The following is a 13,800-nucleotide window of genomic DNA, read 5'->3' as shown; positions in this document are numbered from 1 at the left end:
AGCAGGCCGCTCCCACATTTGGAATGCGTTCTCCTGTGGGAGCAGGCTTGCTTGCGAAGGCCGAAGGCCTGGTTCTCAGCGTTTCACCGCAGTGGGCTTGTGCATCTGTGCCCGTTTACTCAGCAAATCAAACACCGCCGGATACGCCGGTCGTTCGATATACCGTCCGGCACCACGCTCGGCGCGCAGGTCGCCATCGGCCCAGACCACTTTGCCCTGGCTGACGGTATGGCTCGGCACACCGCGCACGGTCTTGCCTTCGAAGATGTTGAAGTCCACCTGCTGATGGTGGGTTTTGGCGGAGATGGTGCGGGTGCCCTGCGGATCCCACAGCACCAGGTCGGCATCGGCACCGACGCGAATCGCGCCTTTGCGCGGGTAGAGATTGAAGATTTTTGCGGTGTTGGTGGAGGTGAGGGCGACGAAGTCCTGCATCGACAAGCGCCCGCTGTTCACGCCTTCATCCCAAAGCACGGCCATGCGGTCTTCGATGCCGGCGGTGCCATTGGGAATCTTGCTGAAGTCGTCGCGCCCGGCGGCTTTTTGCTCGGCACAGAAGCAGCAGTGATCGGTGGCGGTGGTGTGCAGGTTGCCGTTTTGCAAGCCGTGCCACAGCGCCTCTTGGTGACCCCGCGGACGGAACGGCGGACTCATCACGTAACCGGCGGCGGTTTGCCAGTCCGGGTGTTGGTAGACGCTGTCATCCAGAAGTAAATGCCCGGCGAGCACTTCGCCGTACACCGGTTGACCCTTGCTGCGGGCGTAGGTGATTTCGTCGAGGGCTTCTTTGGTCGAAACGTGGACCAGATACAGCGGCGTGCCAAGGGTTTCGGCGATACGAATGGCGCGACTTGCCGCTTCACCTTCGACCTGCGAAGGACGCGACAGAGGATGCGCTTCCGGCCCGGTAATGCCCTGCGCCATCAACTTGCGTTGCAGGTGATAAACCAGTTCGCCGTTTTCCGCGTGGACGGTCGGCACCGCCCCCAGTTCCAGGCAGCGTTCGAAGCTCGCCACCAAGGTATCGTCGGCGGCCATGATCGCGTTTTTGTAAGCCATGAAATGCTTGAAGCTGTTGACCCCGTGATGGCTGACCAGTTCGGCCATTTCCTCACGCACCTGCTCGCTCCACCAGGTGATTGCAACGTGAAAGCCGTAGTCCGAGGCGGATTTTTCCGCCCAGCCGCGCCATTGATCAAACGCCTCCATCAGCGACTGCTGCGGGTTGGGAATCACGAAGTCAATGATTGACGTGGTGCCACCGGCCAGACCGGCCGCCGTGCCACTGAAGAAGTCTTCACTGGCCACGGTGCCCATGAAGGGCAGTTGCATATGGGTGTGCGGATCGATGCCGCCGGGCATCAGGTATTGGCCGCTGCCGTCGAGCACTTCGGCACCGGCGGGAACATCAAGGTTTTCACCCATGGCTTTGATCACGCCATCAGCGCAATAGACGTCGGCGCGGTAACTTTCATCGTGGGTAACAACGGTGGCGCCACGGATCAACAGAGACATTCCGAGTTCCTCGCAGGCATGACCGACTTGTGTCGGTTCTAGATGTTTTATTGAGGTACAGCGTTGATCGGTGTATTCCTGTCATCGCTGTCAGGAATAGAAACTAGTCGCAGTTTTGCAATAGTTCAAGATAATTTTTTATAAGCTTATTGTTGGAATAAGACATTGATAAACAAGGATAAAAAACAAAAATCACCAAAATGGTGAGGCCTCTCACCATTTTGACGCACTTGACAGGATGGAAATATGGTCAAGATTTCTTATGTGAAATCAGCCGCTTGAAGTTGAGCTGCGGTTGATCGCTCATGAATAAAAAAATGCAGTGCACCAGATTGAGTCCTGACCATTCGGACAACTTGCCAAGTGTTTAGCCTGAGCGCTCAGACAAGTTTTACCGGATACCTCGGGTGAATAATTAAAACTGATGAATATCAGAAAGTTGCACCACGTTTGAAGCACGGCGCGAGGGGCAGGCGGAGTACCCGGCACGTTTATTGATGCCGCCGCTGACACCATGGCCGGTGCATGAAAGTTGTCAGTTCCTCCGGCCATCGTCCGGCTTGTGCGTTCATACGCCAGCCGCCTGATGAGCAAAAAATAATCAGAAGAACAGTGGAGCGGCCATGCAACAGAACAGATCGCAAGTGACCGAGCGCGACGGCTTGTTTGAACTCGAAGCCGGCAGCGACGTCCTCGACAGTCCCCGTTACAACCACGACATGGCACCGACCAAGGTGCACGAACGAACCTGGAACAAATGGCATATCACCGCGTTGTGGGTCGGCATGTCGATCTGCGTGCCGACCTACACCCTGGGCGGCGTGCTCACCGCGTATTTCGGCCTGTCGGTGGGCGAAGCGTTGGTGGCGATTCTGTTTGCCAACCTCATTGTGCTCATCCCCCTGATCCTTAATGCCTTCCCCGGTACCAAGTACGGCATACCGTTTCCGGTGTTGCTGCGCTCATCCTTCGGCATCCTTGGGTCCAACGTGCCGTGTCTGATTCGCGCCTTGGTGGCCTGTGGCTGGTTCGGTATTCAGACAATGTTTGGCGGGTTGGCCATTCACCTGTTTCTCGGTTCGGTGTTCGACGGTTGGAAATCGCTCGGTGGAACCGGGGAGGTGATCGGCTTCATGATTTTCTGGGCGTTGAACCTGTGGGTGGTGATCCGCGGTGCCGAGTCGATCAAATGGCTGGAAACCTTGTCTGCGCCGTTGCTGGTCGCGGTCGGCATCGGCTTGCTGGTGTGGGCGATGCCCAATGTATCGATGACCGAGCTGATGGCGATCCCGGCCAAGCGTCCAGAAGGGGCAAGCGTGGTCAGTTACTTCGCTGCCGGACTGACCGCCATGGTCGGGTTCTGGGCCACGCTGTCGTTGAACATTCCTGACTTCAGCCGTTACGCCAAGAGCCAGAAGGATCAGATCCTCGGGCAGATCATCGGTCTGCCGTTGACCATGTTTCTGTTCGCCGCCCTCGGTGTGGTGATGACCGCCGCGTCGGTCAAACTGGTTGGCGTCACGGTCTCCGATCCGGTCACGTTGATTGGCCATATCCAGAGCCCGGTGTGGGTGGCAGTGGCGATGGCGCTGATCATCGTCGCCACGCTCTCGACCAACACCGCCGCCAACATTGTTTCGCCAACCAACGATTTTCAGAACATTGCCCCCAAGGTGATCAACCGCACCAAAGCCGTGTTGCTGACGGGCGTTGTCGGCCTCGCGCTGATGGCCCATGAACTGCTGAAAAAACTCGGCTGGATTGTTTCCGATGTCAGCCTGGAGTCTGTGTATTCCAACTGGCTGCTGGGTTATTCGAGCCTGCTAGGGCCGATTGCCGGGATCATGGTGGTGGATTATTTCCTGATCAGGAAACAACGACTGGATCTGGCCGGGCTGTACCGCGACGACGTCTATCCGGCGTGGAACTGGGCCGGTTTTGTTGCGTTTGGCGTACCGGTGGTGTTGACCGTGATGTCGCTGGGCAGCGATGCGTTCAGCTGGTTCTACAGCTATGGCTGGTTCACCGGCTCGGCGCTGGGCGGGATTATTTATTACGGGTTGTGCGTGATGCGTGCGCAGCCCTCTGCCGTTAAAACAGCGGTGTAGCGGATGGCCTGTTCGCGATAGCGGTCTACCCGACACCACAGCAATATCCATAAGAAAAGCAGCCTGAGGAGATCCCCATGAACGCAGCCGTAGACGTTCTGCAATCGAGCCATCAGCACATCAACCGTGATCGCCTGTGGGCCTCGCTCATGGAACTGGCCAGGCTCGGTGCCACGGTCAAGGGCGGGGTTTGTCGCCTGGCCCTGACCGATCTCGACCGCCAGGCCCGCGACCTGTTTGTGCAATGGTGCAAGGATGCCGGATGCAGCGTCACCGTCGATGCCGTCGGCAACATCTTCGCCCGGCGCCCCGGGCGCAATCCCGATTTGCCACCGGTGATGACCGGCAGCCACATCGACACCCAGCCCACCGGCGGCAAGTTCGACGGCTGCTTCGGCGTGCTTGCCGGCGTCGAAGTCCTGCGCACGCTCAACGACCTCGGCGTGGAAACCGAAGCGCCGCTGGAAGTGGTGGTCTGGACCAACGAAGAAGGCTCACGATTTGCCCCGTGCATGATGGGCTCCGGGGTGTTCGCCGAGAAATTCACCCTCGAAGAAACCCTCGCCAAAGTCGATGCCGACGGCGTGACCGTTGGCGAAGCACTCAATGCCATTGGCTATGCCGGTCCGCGAAAAGTCAGCGGGCATAAGGTCGGCGCCTATTTCGAGGCGCACATCGAACAAGGTCCTATACTCGAAGACGAACAGAAAACCATCGGCGTGGTGCTCGGCGCGCTGGGGCAGAAGTGGTTCGACCTCAAGCTGCGCGGCGTAGAGGCGCATGCCGGTCCAACGCCGATGCACTTGCGTAAAGACGCGCTGGTCGGCGCCTCGGTGATCGTCGGTGCGGTCAACCGCGCCGCCCTCGGTCATCAACCCCATGCCTGTGGCACCGTCGGTTGCCTGCAAGCCTATCCCGGCTCGCGCAACGTCATTCCCGGCGAAGTGCGTATGACCCTCGACTTCCGTCATCTGGAACCGGCGCGGCTGGACTCGATGATTGCCGAGGTGAAGCACGTCATCGACGCCACGTGCGAAGAACATGGCCTGACTTACGAACTGACCCCGACTGCCGATTTCCCGCCGCTGTACTTCGAAAAAGGCTGTGTCGAAGCCGTACGCGGCGCGGCGAAAGGTTTGGGGCTGTCGCACATGGACATCGTCAGCGGCGCCGGCCACGACGCGATCTTCCTTGCCGAGTTGGGGCCTGCCGGGATGATCTTCGTGCCGTGCGAAGGCGGCATCAGCCACAACGAAATCGAAAACGCTGCACCGGATGATCTGGCGGCGGGCTGTGCGGTGTTGTTGCGGGCGATGCTCGCGGCTTCGGCGATGGTGGCGCAAGGGCAGCGGGCGGCTTGAAGATCAAAAGATCGCAGCCTGCCGCAGGCTGCGATCTTTTTGCTGTCACCCAAATGTCATCAATCCATGCGATGTTGCCGCCCATGAAAATCATCACCTCGGGCGCGGCCTATCTGGATATCGATGCCTATGCCTGCTGTATCGCCTACGCAGAACTGTTGAACCTGCAAGGCATTCCCGCTCGTGCCGTCAGCAGCACACAACCCAACGCCAGCGTGTCGAAAACCGTGCTCGGTTGGGGCCCCGGTCTGCACGTTTACGCCGCGAAGCCGAACGACGAATTCGTCCTGGTCGACGTGTCCGACTATCACCATGTCGACCCAATAGTGGTGCTCGATCAGGTGGTGGAAGTGATCGACCATCATCCGGGTTATGAACATTACTGGGCGCAGAAGCTTGGGACTGCCGCCGATATCCGACCGATTGGCGCGGCGGCGACGCAGGTTTTTCAGCGTTGGCAGGCGGCAGGTTTGGTGTCGCAGATCAGCGAGCAAAGCGCCGCGTTATTGGCCACGGCGATTCTGGATAACACGCTCAATTTCACCGGGCAGACGACTACGGCGGCAGATATCGGGGCGTATGCCGAACTTGCGTCAAGAGCCAAGCTTTGTGCTGACTGGGCCGAACAGTATTTCCTTGAATGCCAGGCCGGCATCGAAGCTAACCTCGCCGCTGCGTTGGCAGCCGATTTGAAACGGATGAAGCCCGACAGCCATTTGCCACATAACTTCGCGCAAATGACGGTGTGGGATGCCGATGCCTTGCTGCAAAAACACCGCTCGACGATCAACTGCTGGATGGCAGAGCAGGGCGAGGACGGGGTGCTGAATGTCATCGGTATCCGCGACAGGAAAAGCTGTTTTCTGGCGCCTTCCACCGTTAGCCAACAAAAATTGAATAGGTTGTTGGCTCTCGATTGGGAGGCTGGAGTGGCTGTTGTAGCGCCTTCAATGCTGCGCAAGGAATTGTTGAAACTGGGGCTTTTTGCTGCCAGTCAAGGCGCGCCAAACAGCATCGTCCAGTAACCCCCTGCATCGCTGCCCGCTAGGCTTGCTCGCGAAGAGGCCAGTCCCGGTAACACAAATTCCCAGGCCCACCATCCTCACCGGTTTAACACATCCCCCATCCACTCCAGATACTGCCTGCGCTCGGAAATCGAGTTATGCCCGGAATCCGGCACCACTTTGAGCACGGCCACGCCCTTGGGGAAATACCCCAGCAAGCGCTCGGTGCTGGCCCGGGGAATCACCTCGTCATCACTCGCCGCCAGCAGCAACGTCGGCACACGAATATGCGCAGCGTACTTGCCCGACTCGAAACGATCCTTGAGCAACCACTTCACCGGCACCCACGGGTATTGCCGCGCCGCAATTTCTTCGAGGCTGTTGTACGGCGTCACCAGAATCAACTGCGCCGCCGGACGCTCACTGGCCAGGCGCACGGCGACGCCCGACCCCAGACTGCGCCCGACCACGGCAATCTGCGGATGGCGGGCAGACACCTGATCGAACAACGCCAGCGCATCTTCGGCAATCGCTTCTTCGGATGGCGAACCGCCGCTACCACCAAAGCCCCGATAGTGCAGGAAAAACAGCGCGTAATCGGGAAACGCTTCGGCAAACGCCGGCAGATTGCGCGATACATCCTCGGCATTGCCGCCGAAATAGATCAGCGCCCGAGGCCCGACGCGCTCGCGCGTAGCGACCCAGATGTCGGCGTCCGGCATCGACAGTTTCAAACGCGAATCGGCGCTCTCGATGGCAGCGGGCTGCGGAAAATAGATCAGCGAGCGCTGGAAAAAGAACAGCGCGGCGCACAGCACCACGTAAACGGCGACGATCAATGCGACGAGTGACATCAGGGTTCGGGACATTCGGCTACTTTTAACGGGGTGTGAGGGTTTGCTGTCGCAGTGTAGTCCAGCGGTTCGCCCCGGCAGCGCTCCAACACAACATGCAACAGACTCACGCAGCGGGGGAGGCAGCATGAGCCACACTGAGGGTTACTCCCGTCGCCGATTGCTCACGCTGGCTGCCGGGGTTTCGGCGGTCTTCACCTTTGAACGGGCGCTGGCCGCTGTCACATCGTGCGCCGCTACCGGAGGCCAAGCCATGCAGACCCGTGTCATCCCTTCAAGCTCGGAGCCCCTGCCTATGGTGGGACTGGGCACCTATCGCGGTTTTGATGTTGTGCCGGGCGATCTGGCCTACAAGCAACTACCGGCGGTGCTCGATGAATTGTTCGCCAAGGGCGGTACGGTGGTCGATAGCTCACCCATGTATGGCCGCGCCGAACAGACCACCGGCGAATTGCTGTCGATCCACGAACCGCGCTCGCCGGCGTTTCTGGCCACAAAGGTGTGGACGCGCGGGCGCAAGGAAGGCATCGCGCAGATGGAGCGGTCGTTCAGCCTGCTGCGCACCGAGCAAATCGACCTGATGCAGATCCACAACCTGCTCGACTGGCAAACCCACCTGCCCACCTTGCGTGAATGGAAGGAGCAGGGGCGCATCCGCTACATCGGCATCACGCATTACACGCCTTCAGCCTATGACGAAGTTGAAGCGCTACTGAAGGCCGAACAGCTGGATTTCCTGCAGATCAACTACGCCCTCGACGACCGAGGCGTGGAACAACGCATCCTGCCACTGTGCCGCGAACGCGGGGTGGCGGTGATCTGTAATCGGCCATTCGGCGGCGGTGGTTTGCTCGCCCGGCTCAAGGGTAAACCGCTCCCGGCGTGGGTCTCGGATGTGCAGGTCAACAGTTGGCCGCAACTGGCGCTGAAGTTTTTGCTGGCGCATCCGGCGGTGACTTGCGTCATCCCGGGTACCGGGAATCCGCGTTACATGGCCGATAACGTCAAGGCCGGATTCGGCCCGATGCTGACTGATGCGCAACGGCATCAGTTGATTGCGTGGGTCGGTTAGGCCCATTCAACCGCGAAAGCGCAACGCCTCCAGCAACAACGCAAACGCCGGTGCCGCCTGGCGCCGACTCGGGTAGTAGAGGTGATAACCGGCGAAGCGCGGGCACCAGTCTTGCAGAACTTGCACCAGCCGACCCTCTGCCAGATGCGCCGTGACGAGGTTCTCCGGGATGTAACTCAGGCCAAAACCGTCCAGTGCCGCGTCGAGTAACGGGTAGACACCATTCAGCGTGATCTGCCCGGACACCCGCACCTTGAGGCTTTCGCCGTCCTTTTCAAACTCCCAGGTGTACAGCCCGCCATTGGTGGGCAGGCGCAGGTTGTTGCAGGCGTGGTCGGTCAGGTCACGTGGCGTTTGTGGCGGTGGACGGCTGGCGAAGTAGGCCGGTGAGCCGACGACCACCATGCGCATGTCCGGGCCGATGCGCGTGGCGATCATGCCTTGGGCAACGTCTTCGCCCAAGCGCACGCCGGCATCGAACCCTTGCCCGGCGATGTCAACGAAGCCGTAATCGCAGCAGACTTCGACGGCGATGTCGGGGTATTTCGGCAGGAACGCCTTGAGTACCGGGCGCAGCAGCCAGTCCAGCGAATGATCGGTGGCGCTGATGCGAATCTTGCCCGCCGGGGTTTCACGCAGGTTGCTCAGGGCGGCGAGTTCCAGTTCGATCTCTTCGAAGCGCGGGCCGATGGTTTGCAGCAGGTGCTCGCCGGCCTCGGTGGGGGAGACGCTGCGAGTGGTGCGCGTGAGCAGGCGCAGACCAAGGCGCGCTTCGAGGGCGCGGATGGTGTGGCTGAGCGCGGACTGCGAGATGCCAAGTTTGGCGGCGGCTTTGGTGAAGCTGCGCGCGCGCGCCACGGCGAGGAAGGCGAGCAGGTCACTGGCGTTTTCGCGAAGCATTAATGAGTTTCCTGCATAAGTTATTTCGAACTCTAGTCGATTATCTGAAGAGTCGGCGCCGGTAAAGTTCAGGCATCACTTGCTGGAGAGACCGCCATGAACCCGATTGCCGCTTCTGCGTTGACCCTTTCCTTGTTGGCCGCCGACGCCCAAGCCAGCGAAATCCCGCGAGTCACCGTTACGCCCAACGGCTCACAACCGTCGGCCCAGGGGCCGGCGGATTGGTTCACCGGAACCGTGCGGATCGATGCGCCGTTCAAGGGCACTGATCGGGCGCGGGTCAGTGGCGCTACCGTGACGTTTGAGCCGGGTGCGCGCACGGCGTGGCACACCCATCCGCTGGGGCAGACGTTGATCGTCACGGCCGGAGCGGGGTTTGTGCAGGAGTGGGGGCAGCCGGTGCGGCGGATTCAACCTGGCGATACCGTGTGGATCGCGCCCGGCGCCAAGCACTGGCATGGCGCCGCACCGACCACGGCGATGACGCATATCGCCATCGCTGAAATGCAGGATGGAGAAGTGGTGGAGTGGATGGAGCAGGTCGGTGAGGCGCAGTATCCGCGCAGCGAGTGAACCCATGGCCCTCGGCCCAGGCCTCTCCCTGAGTGAGAGGCCTGGGCCGAGGGGTTTTTCAGATCATTTCCGGTAATGACGAAAGAATCTTGTCCAGCGTAATCGGATACTCACGCACCCGGGCACCGGTGGCGTTGTAGATCGCATTCGCCACCGCCGCGCTCACACCGCAAATCCCCAATTCACCGACACCTTTGGCCTTCATCGGCGATGAAACCGGATCGGTTTCTTCAAGGAAAATGACCTCCTGATGCGGGATGTCGGCATGCACCGGCACTTCATATCCGGCCAGATCATGGTTGACGAAAAACCCCAGTCGCGTGTCCACCGCCAACGCTTCCATGAGCGCTGCGCCCACGCCCATGGTCATCGCGCCGATGACCTGACTGCGCGCTGCTTTCGGGTTGAGAATCCGTCCGGCCGAACACACCGCCAGCATGCGCCGAACACGAACCTCTCCCGTAGCGCCATCCACCGCGACCTCAACGAAGTGCGCTCCAAACGTCGACTGCTGATATTGCTCGGCGAGGTCAGCAAACTCGATGCTGTCTTCTGCCTGCAACGCACCATCGTGTGCGGCGTTGCGCAGCGCAACCTGCTGGTCGCCGACGCGCACCAGACCGTCGCTAAACTCAGCCTTGTCGGCAGCCATGCCCAACTTGCCTGCCACTGCTTCGCGCAGTTTCATGCACGCGGCATACACCCCGGCCGTCGAGCAGTTGGCACCGAACTGGCCGCCTGATCCGGCAGACACCGGGTAACTCGAGTCGCCCAGCCGTACGGTCACGTCCTGGAGTCCAACGCCCATCATTTCAGCGGCGGTCTGGGCAATGATCGTGTAACTGCCGGTGCCGATGTCGGTCATGTCGGTTTCCACCGTGACCTTGCCGTCGCGCTCCAGCCTGACTCGCGCGCCGGATTTCAACAGCAGGTTGTTGCGGATGGCCGCAGCGACGCCCATGCCGATCAGCCAGCGGCCCTCGCGGCGCGTGCCGGGTTGCGCATTGCGCTTGTCCCAGCCGAATTTTTCGGCACCGGTTTGCAGGCACTCAATCAAATGACGTTGCGAGAAGGGCCGCTCGGTGTTCACCGGGTCGACTTGCGTGTCGTTAAGGATGCGGAACTGAACCGGGTCGAGTTTGAGCTGCTCAGCCATTTCGTCCATGGCGATTTCCAGCGCCATCAGGCCCGGGGTTTCGCCGGGGGCGCGCATGGAGTTGCCTTCGGGCAGGTCCAGCGGCGCCAGGCGCATGGTGACCAGACGGTTTTCGGCGGCGTAGAGCAATTGGCTCGGTTGCGCCGCGACTTCCACCTTGCCGTCCTCCAGATTGCCAGACCAGCCTTCGTGGGCGATGGCCGTGAGCTTGCCATCCGCTGTCGCGCCCATGCGAATGCGCTGGAGGGTGGCGGGGCGGTGGGTGGTGTTGTTGGCGATCTGCGGGCGGGCGATGGAGAATTTCACCGGGCGGTTGGCCATGCGCGCACCGAGGGCCGCGAGGATCGCGTCGGCGCGGATGAACAGTTTGCCGCCGAAGCCACCGCCAATGTATGGCGAGATCAAACGGACGTTCTCCTTCGGCAGACCGAGGGTTTGGGCAACGTCGCCGACGCTCCAGGCGATCATCTGGTTGGAGGTCCACAGGGTCAGTTGATCGCCTTTCCAGGCGGCCAGTGTCGCGTGGGGTTCCATCATCGCGTGGGACTGATCGGGGGTGGTGTAGGTCTGATCGAACTGCACCGGCGCGGCAGCGAAAGCCTTGGCGAAATCGCCGTGGGTGACGTCCGGCAATTCGTCCTTCGCTTCGACACCCTGGTCGCGCACGCTGGCCAGATCGAACTCGCCTTTGGTCGCGACGTAATCGACTTTGACCAATTGCGCGGCGGCCCGTGCCTGTTCAAAGGTTTCGGCCACCACCAGCGCCACGGCCTGGTGATAGTGCTGAACCTGAGGCCCGGCCAGCAAGTGCGCCGAGTTGAATTTGCCTTTGCCGAGTTTGCCGGCGTTGGCCGCGGTGACGATCGCCAAAACCCCTGGCGCTGCGTTCGCCTCCTCCAGATCAATGTGGCTGATTCGGCCCTTGGCGATGGCCGCACCGACCATAAATCCATAAGCCTGATTGGCCACCGCTTCATGTTGCTCGTAGGCGTAAGGCGCCTGGCCGCAGGTTTTCAGTTTGCCTTCGATACGGTCGGTGGGTTTGCCGATGACCTTCAGTTGGTCGATCGGGTTGGTGGTAGCGGGCGTGTCGAATTTCATGCTTGCTCCCTCGCTTGCGCTAACACCGAGCCGAGTGTGCGTTCGACCAGGGTCAGTTTGAACTGGTTGTCGTGGGTCGGCGTGGCGCCGTCTAGCAGGCGCGCGCTGACGGCTTTTGCGCCCTGGGGCAGCAGGGCTTCAGCCGCTTCCACCCGCCACGGTTTTGGCGCGATACCGCCAACGGCAACGCGGCCGCTACCGTCCTTTTGCAGAATCAAACCGACGGACACCAGGGCAAACGCGTAGGACGAACGATCACGCACCTTGTGATAAATGTGGGTGCCGCCCACCGGCGCCGGCAAAGTCACTGCGGTGATGAACTCGCCAGCGGTCAGGCTGGTTTCGATGTGCGGCGTGTGCCCCGGCAACTGATGAAAGTCCGCCATGGCGATGCGACGGGTGCTGCCATCGGGTTTGACCGTTTCAATCTGTGCGTCGAGGGCGCGCATCGCAATCGCCATGTCGCTTGGGTGGGTGGCGATGCAGGCATCGCTGACGCCGATAATGCCCAGTTGCCGACTGACCCCGCCAATCGCCGCGCAACCGCTGCCGGGGTTGCGTTTGTTACAGGCTTGATTCGTGTCGTAGAAGTAGGGGCAGCGGGTGCGTTGCAGCAGGTTGCCCGCCGTGGTCGCCATGTTGCGCAACTGCCCGGAGGCTCCGGCAAGCAAGGCACGGGAGAGCAGGGCGTAGTCCTTTCGCACGCGCGCGTCGGCGGCCAGATCGGTATTGCGGACCATGGCGCCGATACGCAAACCGCCCTCGGGCGTGGCTTCGATCTGATCCAGCCCCAGGTGATTGATATCAATCAGGTGCAGCGGAGTTTCGATGTCGAGTTTCATCAAATCCAGCAGGTTGGTGCCGCCAGCGATGAACTTTGCGCCTTCGACTTGCGCGGCTTGCGCTGCGGCTGTGGCGGGGGAGTCGGCGCGGCTGTAATTGAACGCTCTCATGCCGGCACCTCTGCGACTTCAGTGATGGCTTCGATGATGTTCGAGTAGGCGCCACAGCGGCAGATGTTGCCGCTCATGCGTTCCTGAAATTCAGCGGCGATCATTTGCGGTGGTTCGGTCAGGCTGGCGCTGACGTGGCTGGGAATGCCGTCGCGGATCTCCTTGAGCACCGCCACCGCCGAACAGATCTGCCCCGGTGTGCAATAACCGCACTGATAGCCGTCGTGCTTGATGAACGCGGCTTGCATCGGATGCAGGTTGTCCGGCATGCCGAGGCCTTCGATGGTGGTGATCTCGCTGCCTTCTTGCATGACCGCCAGGGTCAGGCAGGCGTTGATTCGCCGGCCATCGGCGATCACCGTGCAGGCGCCGCACTGGCCGTGGTCGCAGCCTTTTTTGCTGCCGGTCATCTGTAGGTTTTCGCGCAAGGCATCGAGCAGGGTGGTGCGATTGTCGACCTCAAGGGTCTGAGGTTTGCCATTGACGTTTAAGGTGATTTTGCTCATGGCCGATTGCTCCAGGTTGGCCGCATAGGCCTTGAGGCTGATAAAGGGGGGCATCGCAAACGCCGTCGCGGTCACGGCGCCGAGGATCAGAAATTTACGTCGGGAAATCGGCATGGTTCGATTCCTTTACTCTCATCAGGGCAGCAGGGTCACAAAAGGCCCAGAGGGGCGCGCCGGCATGTTTGCCAGTCTCGTTTGAGGAATGACCGCTGGAGAGAGGAAAAGGTTTTTGCGGATTTGCGCTATAGAGTTATGCGCATGGCTCATGAATCTTCAGATTTATTGTGGGAACGGGCATGCTGGCGAAGGGGCGTTTCAATCAACGAGAGGTTGAATGATCCACCGCTTTCGCGAGCACGCCCGCTCCCACAGGGGTTGCCTTCAGCCGTTATAAAAAATGAGCGCTCGCCTGGACGCGGGATCGCGCAGGCGTCGAGGCCTCGAGATCCAGCAAATGGGTGGCGAGAATGTCGCTCAGAAAGCGGAACTGATCGTTGATGCCGACCACTTCATTGCTGAAATGATGGGTCGCGGCGGGCATCAGCAAATCGTCGAAATCGTCGTTGAACACCAACGCCTGCGCCTTGCGTTGCACGACGTGTTGTTCGTAGTAGTTGCTGCCGAACACCGGGAAACTTACAGAGAGCGTGATGGTGTGAATCATGATGTGAACGCCTCGTTGTGGTTCGGATGGCGC

The 13,800-nt window shown here is 60.6% G+C and carries 12 protein-coding genes; 5 read left to right on the top strand and 7 right to left on the bottom strand.

Features of this window, described 5'->3' with window-relative positions:
* Window positions 1-75 precede the first annotated feature (75 nt).
* The gene (gene hydA / locus AACY11_RS07280; protein ID WP_339432747.1) at window positions 76-1,515 is read right to left on the bottom strand and encodes a dihydropyrimidinase; all 1,440 of its coding nucleotides are present in this window, start codon (window positions 1,513-1,515) and stop codon (window positions 76-78) included.
* A gap of 623 nt (window positions 1,516-2,138) precedes the next feature.
* Between hydA and AACY11_RS07275 the strand changes: the two genes are divergently transcribed.
* The 3 genes from AACY11_RS07275 to AACY11_RS07265 all read left to right on the top strand — a co-directional run bounded on the left by AACY11_RS07275 (window position 2,139) and on the right by AACY11_RS07265 (window position 6,009).
* The gene (locus AACY11_RS07275) at window positions 2,139-3,623 is read left to right on the top strand and encodes an NCS1 family nucleobase:cation symporter-1 (RefSeq protein ID WP_339494238.1); all 1,485 of its coding nucleotides are present in this window, start codon (window positions 2,139-2,141) and stop codon (window positions 3,621-3,623) included.
* A gap of 77 nt (window positions 3,624-3,700) precedes the next feature.
* Window positions 3,701-4,984: a Zn-dependent hydrolase gene (locus AACY11_RS07270; protein WP_339465638.1), complete on the top strand. Its 1,284-nt coding sequence runs from the start codon at window positions 3,701-3,703 to the stop codon at window positions 4,982-4,984.
* Window positions 4,985-5,067: 83 nt separating this feature from the next.
* On the top strand, window positions 5,068-6,009 hold the full coding sequence (locus tag AACY11_RS07265; RefSeq protein ID WP_339494284.1) for a DHH family protein: 942 nt from the start codon (window positions 5,068-5,070) through the stop codon (window positions 6,007-6,009).
* 77 nt (window positions 6,010-6,086) lie between these two features.
* Here AACY11_RS07265 and AACY11_RS07260 read toward each other — a convergent pair whose 3' ends face one another.
* On the bottom strand, window positions 6,087-6,857 hold the full coding sequence (locus AACY11_RS07260; protein ID WP_339494236.1) for an alpha/beta hydrolase: 771 nt from the start codon (window positions 6,855-6,857) through the stop codon (window positions 6,087-6,089).
* 112 nt (window positions 6,858-6,969) lie between these two features.
* On the opposite strand from AACY11_RS07260, the gene AACY11_RS07255 reads away from it, so the two are divergent.
* Window positions 6,970-7,914, top strand: coding sequence for an aldo/keto reductase (locus tag AACY11_RS07255; RefSeq protein ID WP_339432742.1), 945 nt, complete (start codon window positions 6,970-6,972; stop codon window positions 7,912-7,914).
* Between the two features lie 6 nt (window positions 7,915-7,920).
* Here AACY11_RS07255 and AACY11_RS07250 read toward each other — a convergent pair whose 3' ends face one another.
* Window positions 7,921-8,814 (bottom strand): LysR family transcriptional regulator, encoded by an 894-nt coding sequence (locus AACY11_RS07250; protein ID WP_339494235.1) that lies wholly within the window; start codon window positions 8,812-8,814, stop codon window positions 7,921-7,923.
* A gap of 96 nt (window positions 8,815-8,910) precedes the next feature.
* On the opposite strand from AACY11_RS07250, the gene AACY11_RS07245 reads away from it, so the two are divergent.
* On the top strand, window positions 8,911-9,387 hold the full coding sequence (locus AACY11_RS07245; RefSeq protein WP_339494233.1) for a (R)-mandelonitrile lyase: 477 nt from the start codon (window positions 8,911-8,913) through the stop codon (window positions 9,385-9,387).
* 58 nt (window positions 9,388-9,445) lie between these two features.
* Here the strand turns inward: AACY11_RS07245 and paoC are convergent, their stop codons facing one another.
* The 4 genes from paoC to AACY11_RS07225 form a co-directional block, all read right to left on the bottom strand.
* Window positions 9,446-11,644 (bottom strand): aldehyde oxidoreductase molybdenum-binding subunit PaoC, encoded by a 2,199-nt coding sequence (paoC, locus tag AACY11_RS07240; RefSeq protein ID WP_339494231.1) that lies wholly within the window; start codon window positions 11,642-11,644, stop codon window positions 9,446-9,448.
* A complete protein-coding gene (locus AACY11_RS07235) occupies window positions 11,641-12,597 on the bottom strand; it encodes an FAD binding domain-containing protein (protein WP_339465632.1) in 957 nt (318 codons plus the stop codon). The genes paoC and AACY11_RS07235 overlap by 4 nt, the downstream gene beginning before the upstream one ends.
* Window positions 12,594-13,217, bottom strand: a complete 624-nt coding sequence (gene paoA / locus AACY11_RS07230) for an aldehyde dehydrogenase iron-sulfur subunit PaoA (RefSeq protein ID WP_339432737.1) — start codon at window positions 13,215-13,217, stop codon at window positions 12,594-12,596. Before paoA ends, AACY11_RS07235 begins: the two co-directional genes overlap by 4 nt.
* A gap of 274 nt (window positions 13,218-13,491) precedes the next feature.
* On the bottom strand, window positions 13,492-13,767 hold the full coding sequence (locus AACY11_RS07225; protein WP_339432736.1) for a hypothetical protein: 276 nt from the start codon (window positions 13,765-13,767) through the stop codon (window positions 13,492-13,494).
* Between the last annotated feature and the right edge of the window lie 33 nt (window positions 13,768-13,800).

It is taken from the genome of Pseudomonas sp. RA_105y_Pfl2_P56, from assembly GCF_963970845.1.
GTDB classification, from domain to species: domain Bacteria; phylum Pseudomonadota; class Gammaproteobacteria; order Pseudomonadales; family Pseudomonadaceae; genus Aquipseudomonas; species Aquipseudomonas baetica_A.
This window is presented reverse-complemented; position numbering and strand designations above follow the sequence as displayed.

What these genes read in the sequence shown, in the direction of transcription:
- hydA (WP_339432747.1), bottom strand. Translation starts at nt 1,515, where the DNA reads ATGTCTCTGTTGATCCGTGGCGCCACCGTTGTTACCCACGATGAAAGT.
- AACY11_RS07275 (WP_339494238.1), top strand. Translation starts at nt 2,139, where the DNA reads ATGCAACAGAACAGATCGCAAGTGACCGAGCGCGACGGCTTGTTTGAA.
- AACY11_RS07270 (WP_339465638.1), top strand. Translation starts at nt 3,701, where the DNA reads ATGAACGCAGCCGTAGACGTTCTGCAATCGAGCCATCAGCACATCAAC.
- AACY11_RS07265 (WP_339494284.1), top strand. Translation starts at nt 5,068, where the DNA reads ATGAAAATCATCACCTCGGGCGCGGCCTATCTGGATATCGATGCCTAT.
- AACY11_RS07260 (WP_339494236.1), bottom strand. Translation starts at nt 6,857, where the DNA reads ATGTCCCGAACCCTGATGTCACTCGTCGCATTGATCGTCGCCGTTTAC.
- AACY11_RS07255 (WP_339432742.1), top strand. Translation starts at nt 6,970, where the DNA reads ATGAGCCACACTGAGGGTTACTCCCGTCGCCGATTGCTCACGCTGGCT.
- AACY11_RS07250 (WP_339494235.1), bottom strand. Translation starts at nt 8,814, where the DNA reads ATGCTTCGCGAAAACGCCAGTGACCTGCTCGCCTTCCTCGCCGTGGCG.
- AACY11_RS07245 (WP_339494233.1), top strand. Translation starts at nt 8,911, where the DNA reads ATGAACCCGATTGCCGCTTCTGCGTTGACCCTTTCCTTGTTGGCCGCC.
- paoC (WP_339494231.1), bottom strand. Translation starts at nt 11,644, where the DNA reads ATGAAATTCGACACGCCCGCTACCACCAACCCGATCGACCAACTGAAG.
- AACY11_RS07235 (WP_339465632.1), bottom strand. Translation starts at nt 12,597, where the DNA reads ATGAGAGCGTTCAATTACAGCCGCGCCGACTCCCCCGCCACAGCCGCA.
- paoA (WP_339432737.1), bottom strand. Translation starts at nt 13,217, where the DNA reads ATGCCGATTTCCCGACGTAAATTTCTGATCCTCGGCGCCGTGACCGCG.
- AACY11_RS07225 (WP_339432736.1), bottom strand. Translation starts at nt 13,767, where the DNA reads ATGATTCACACCATCACGCTCTCTGTAAGTTTCCCGGTGTTCGGCAGC.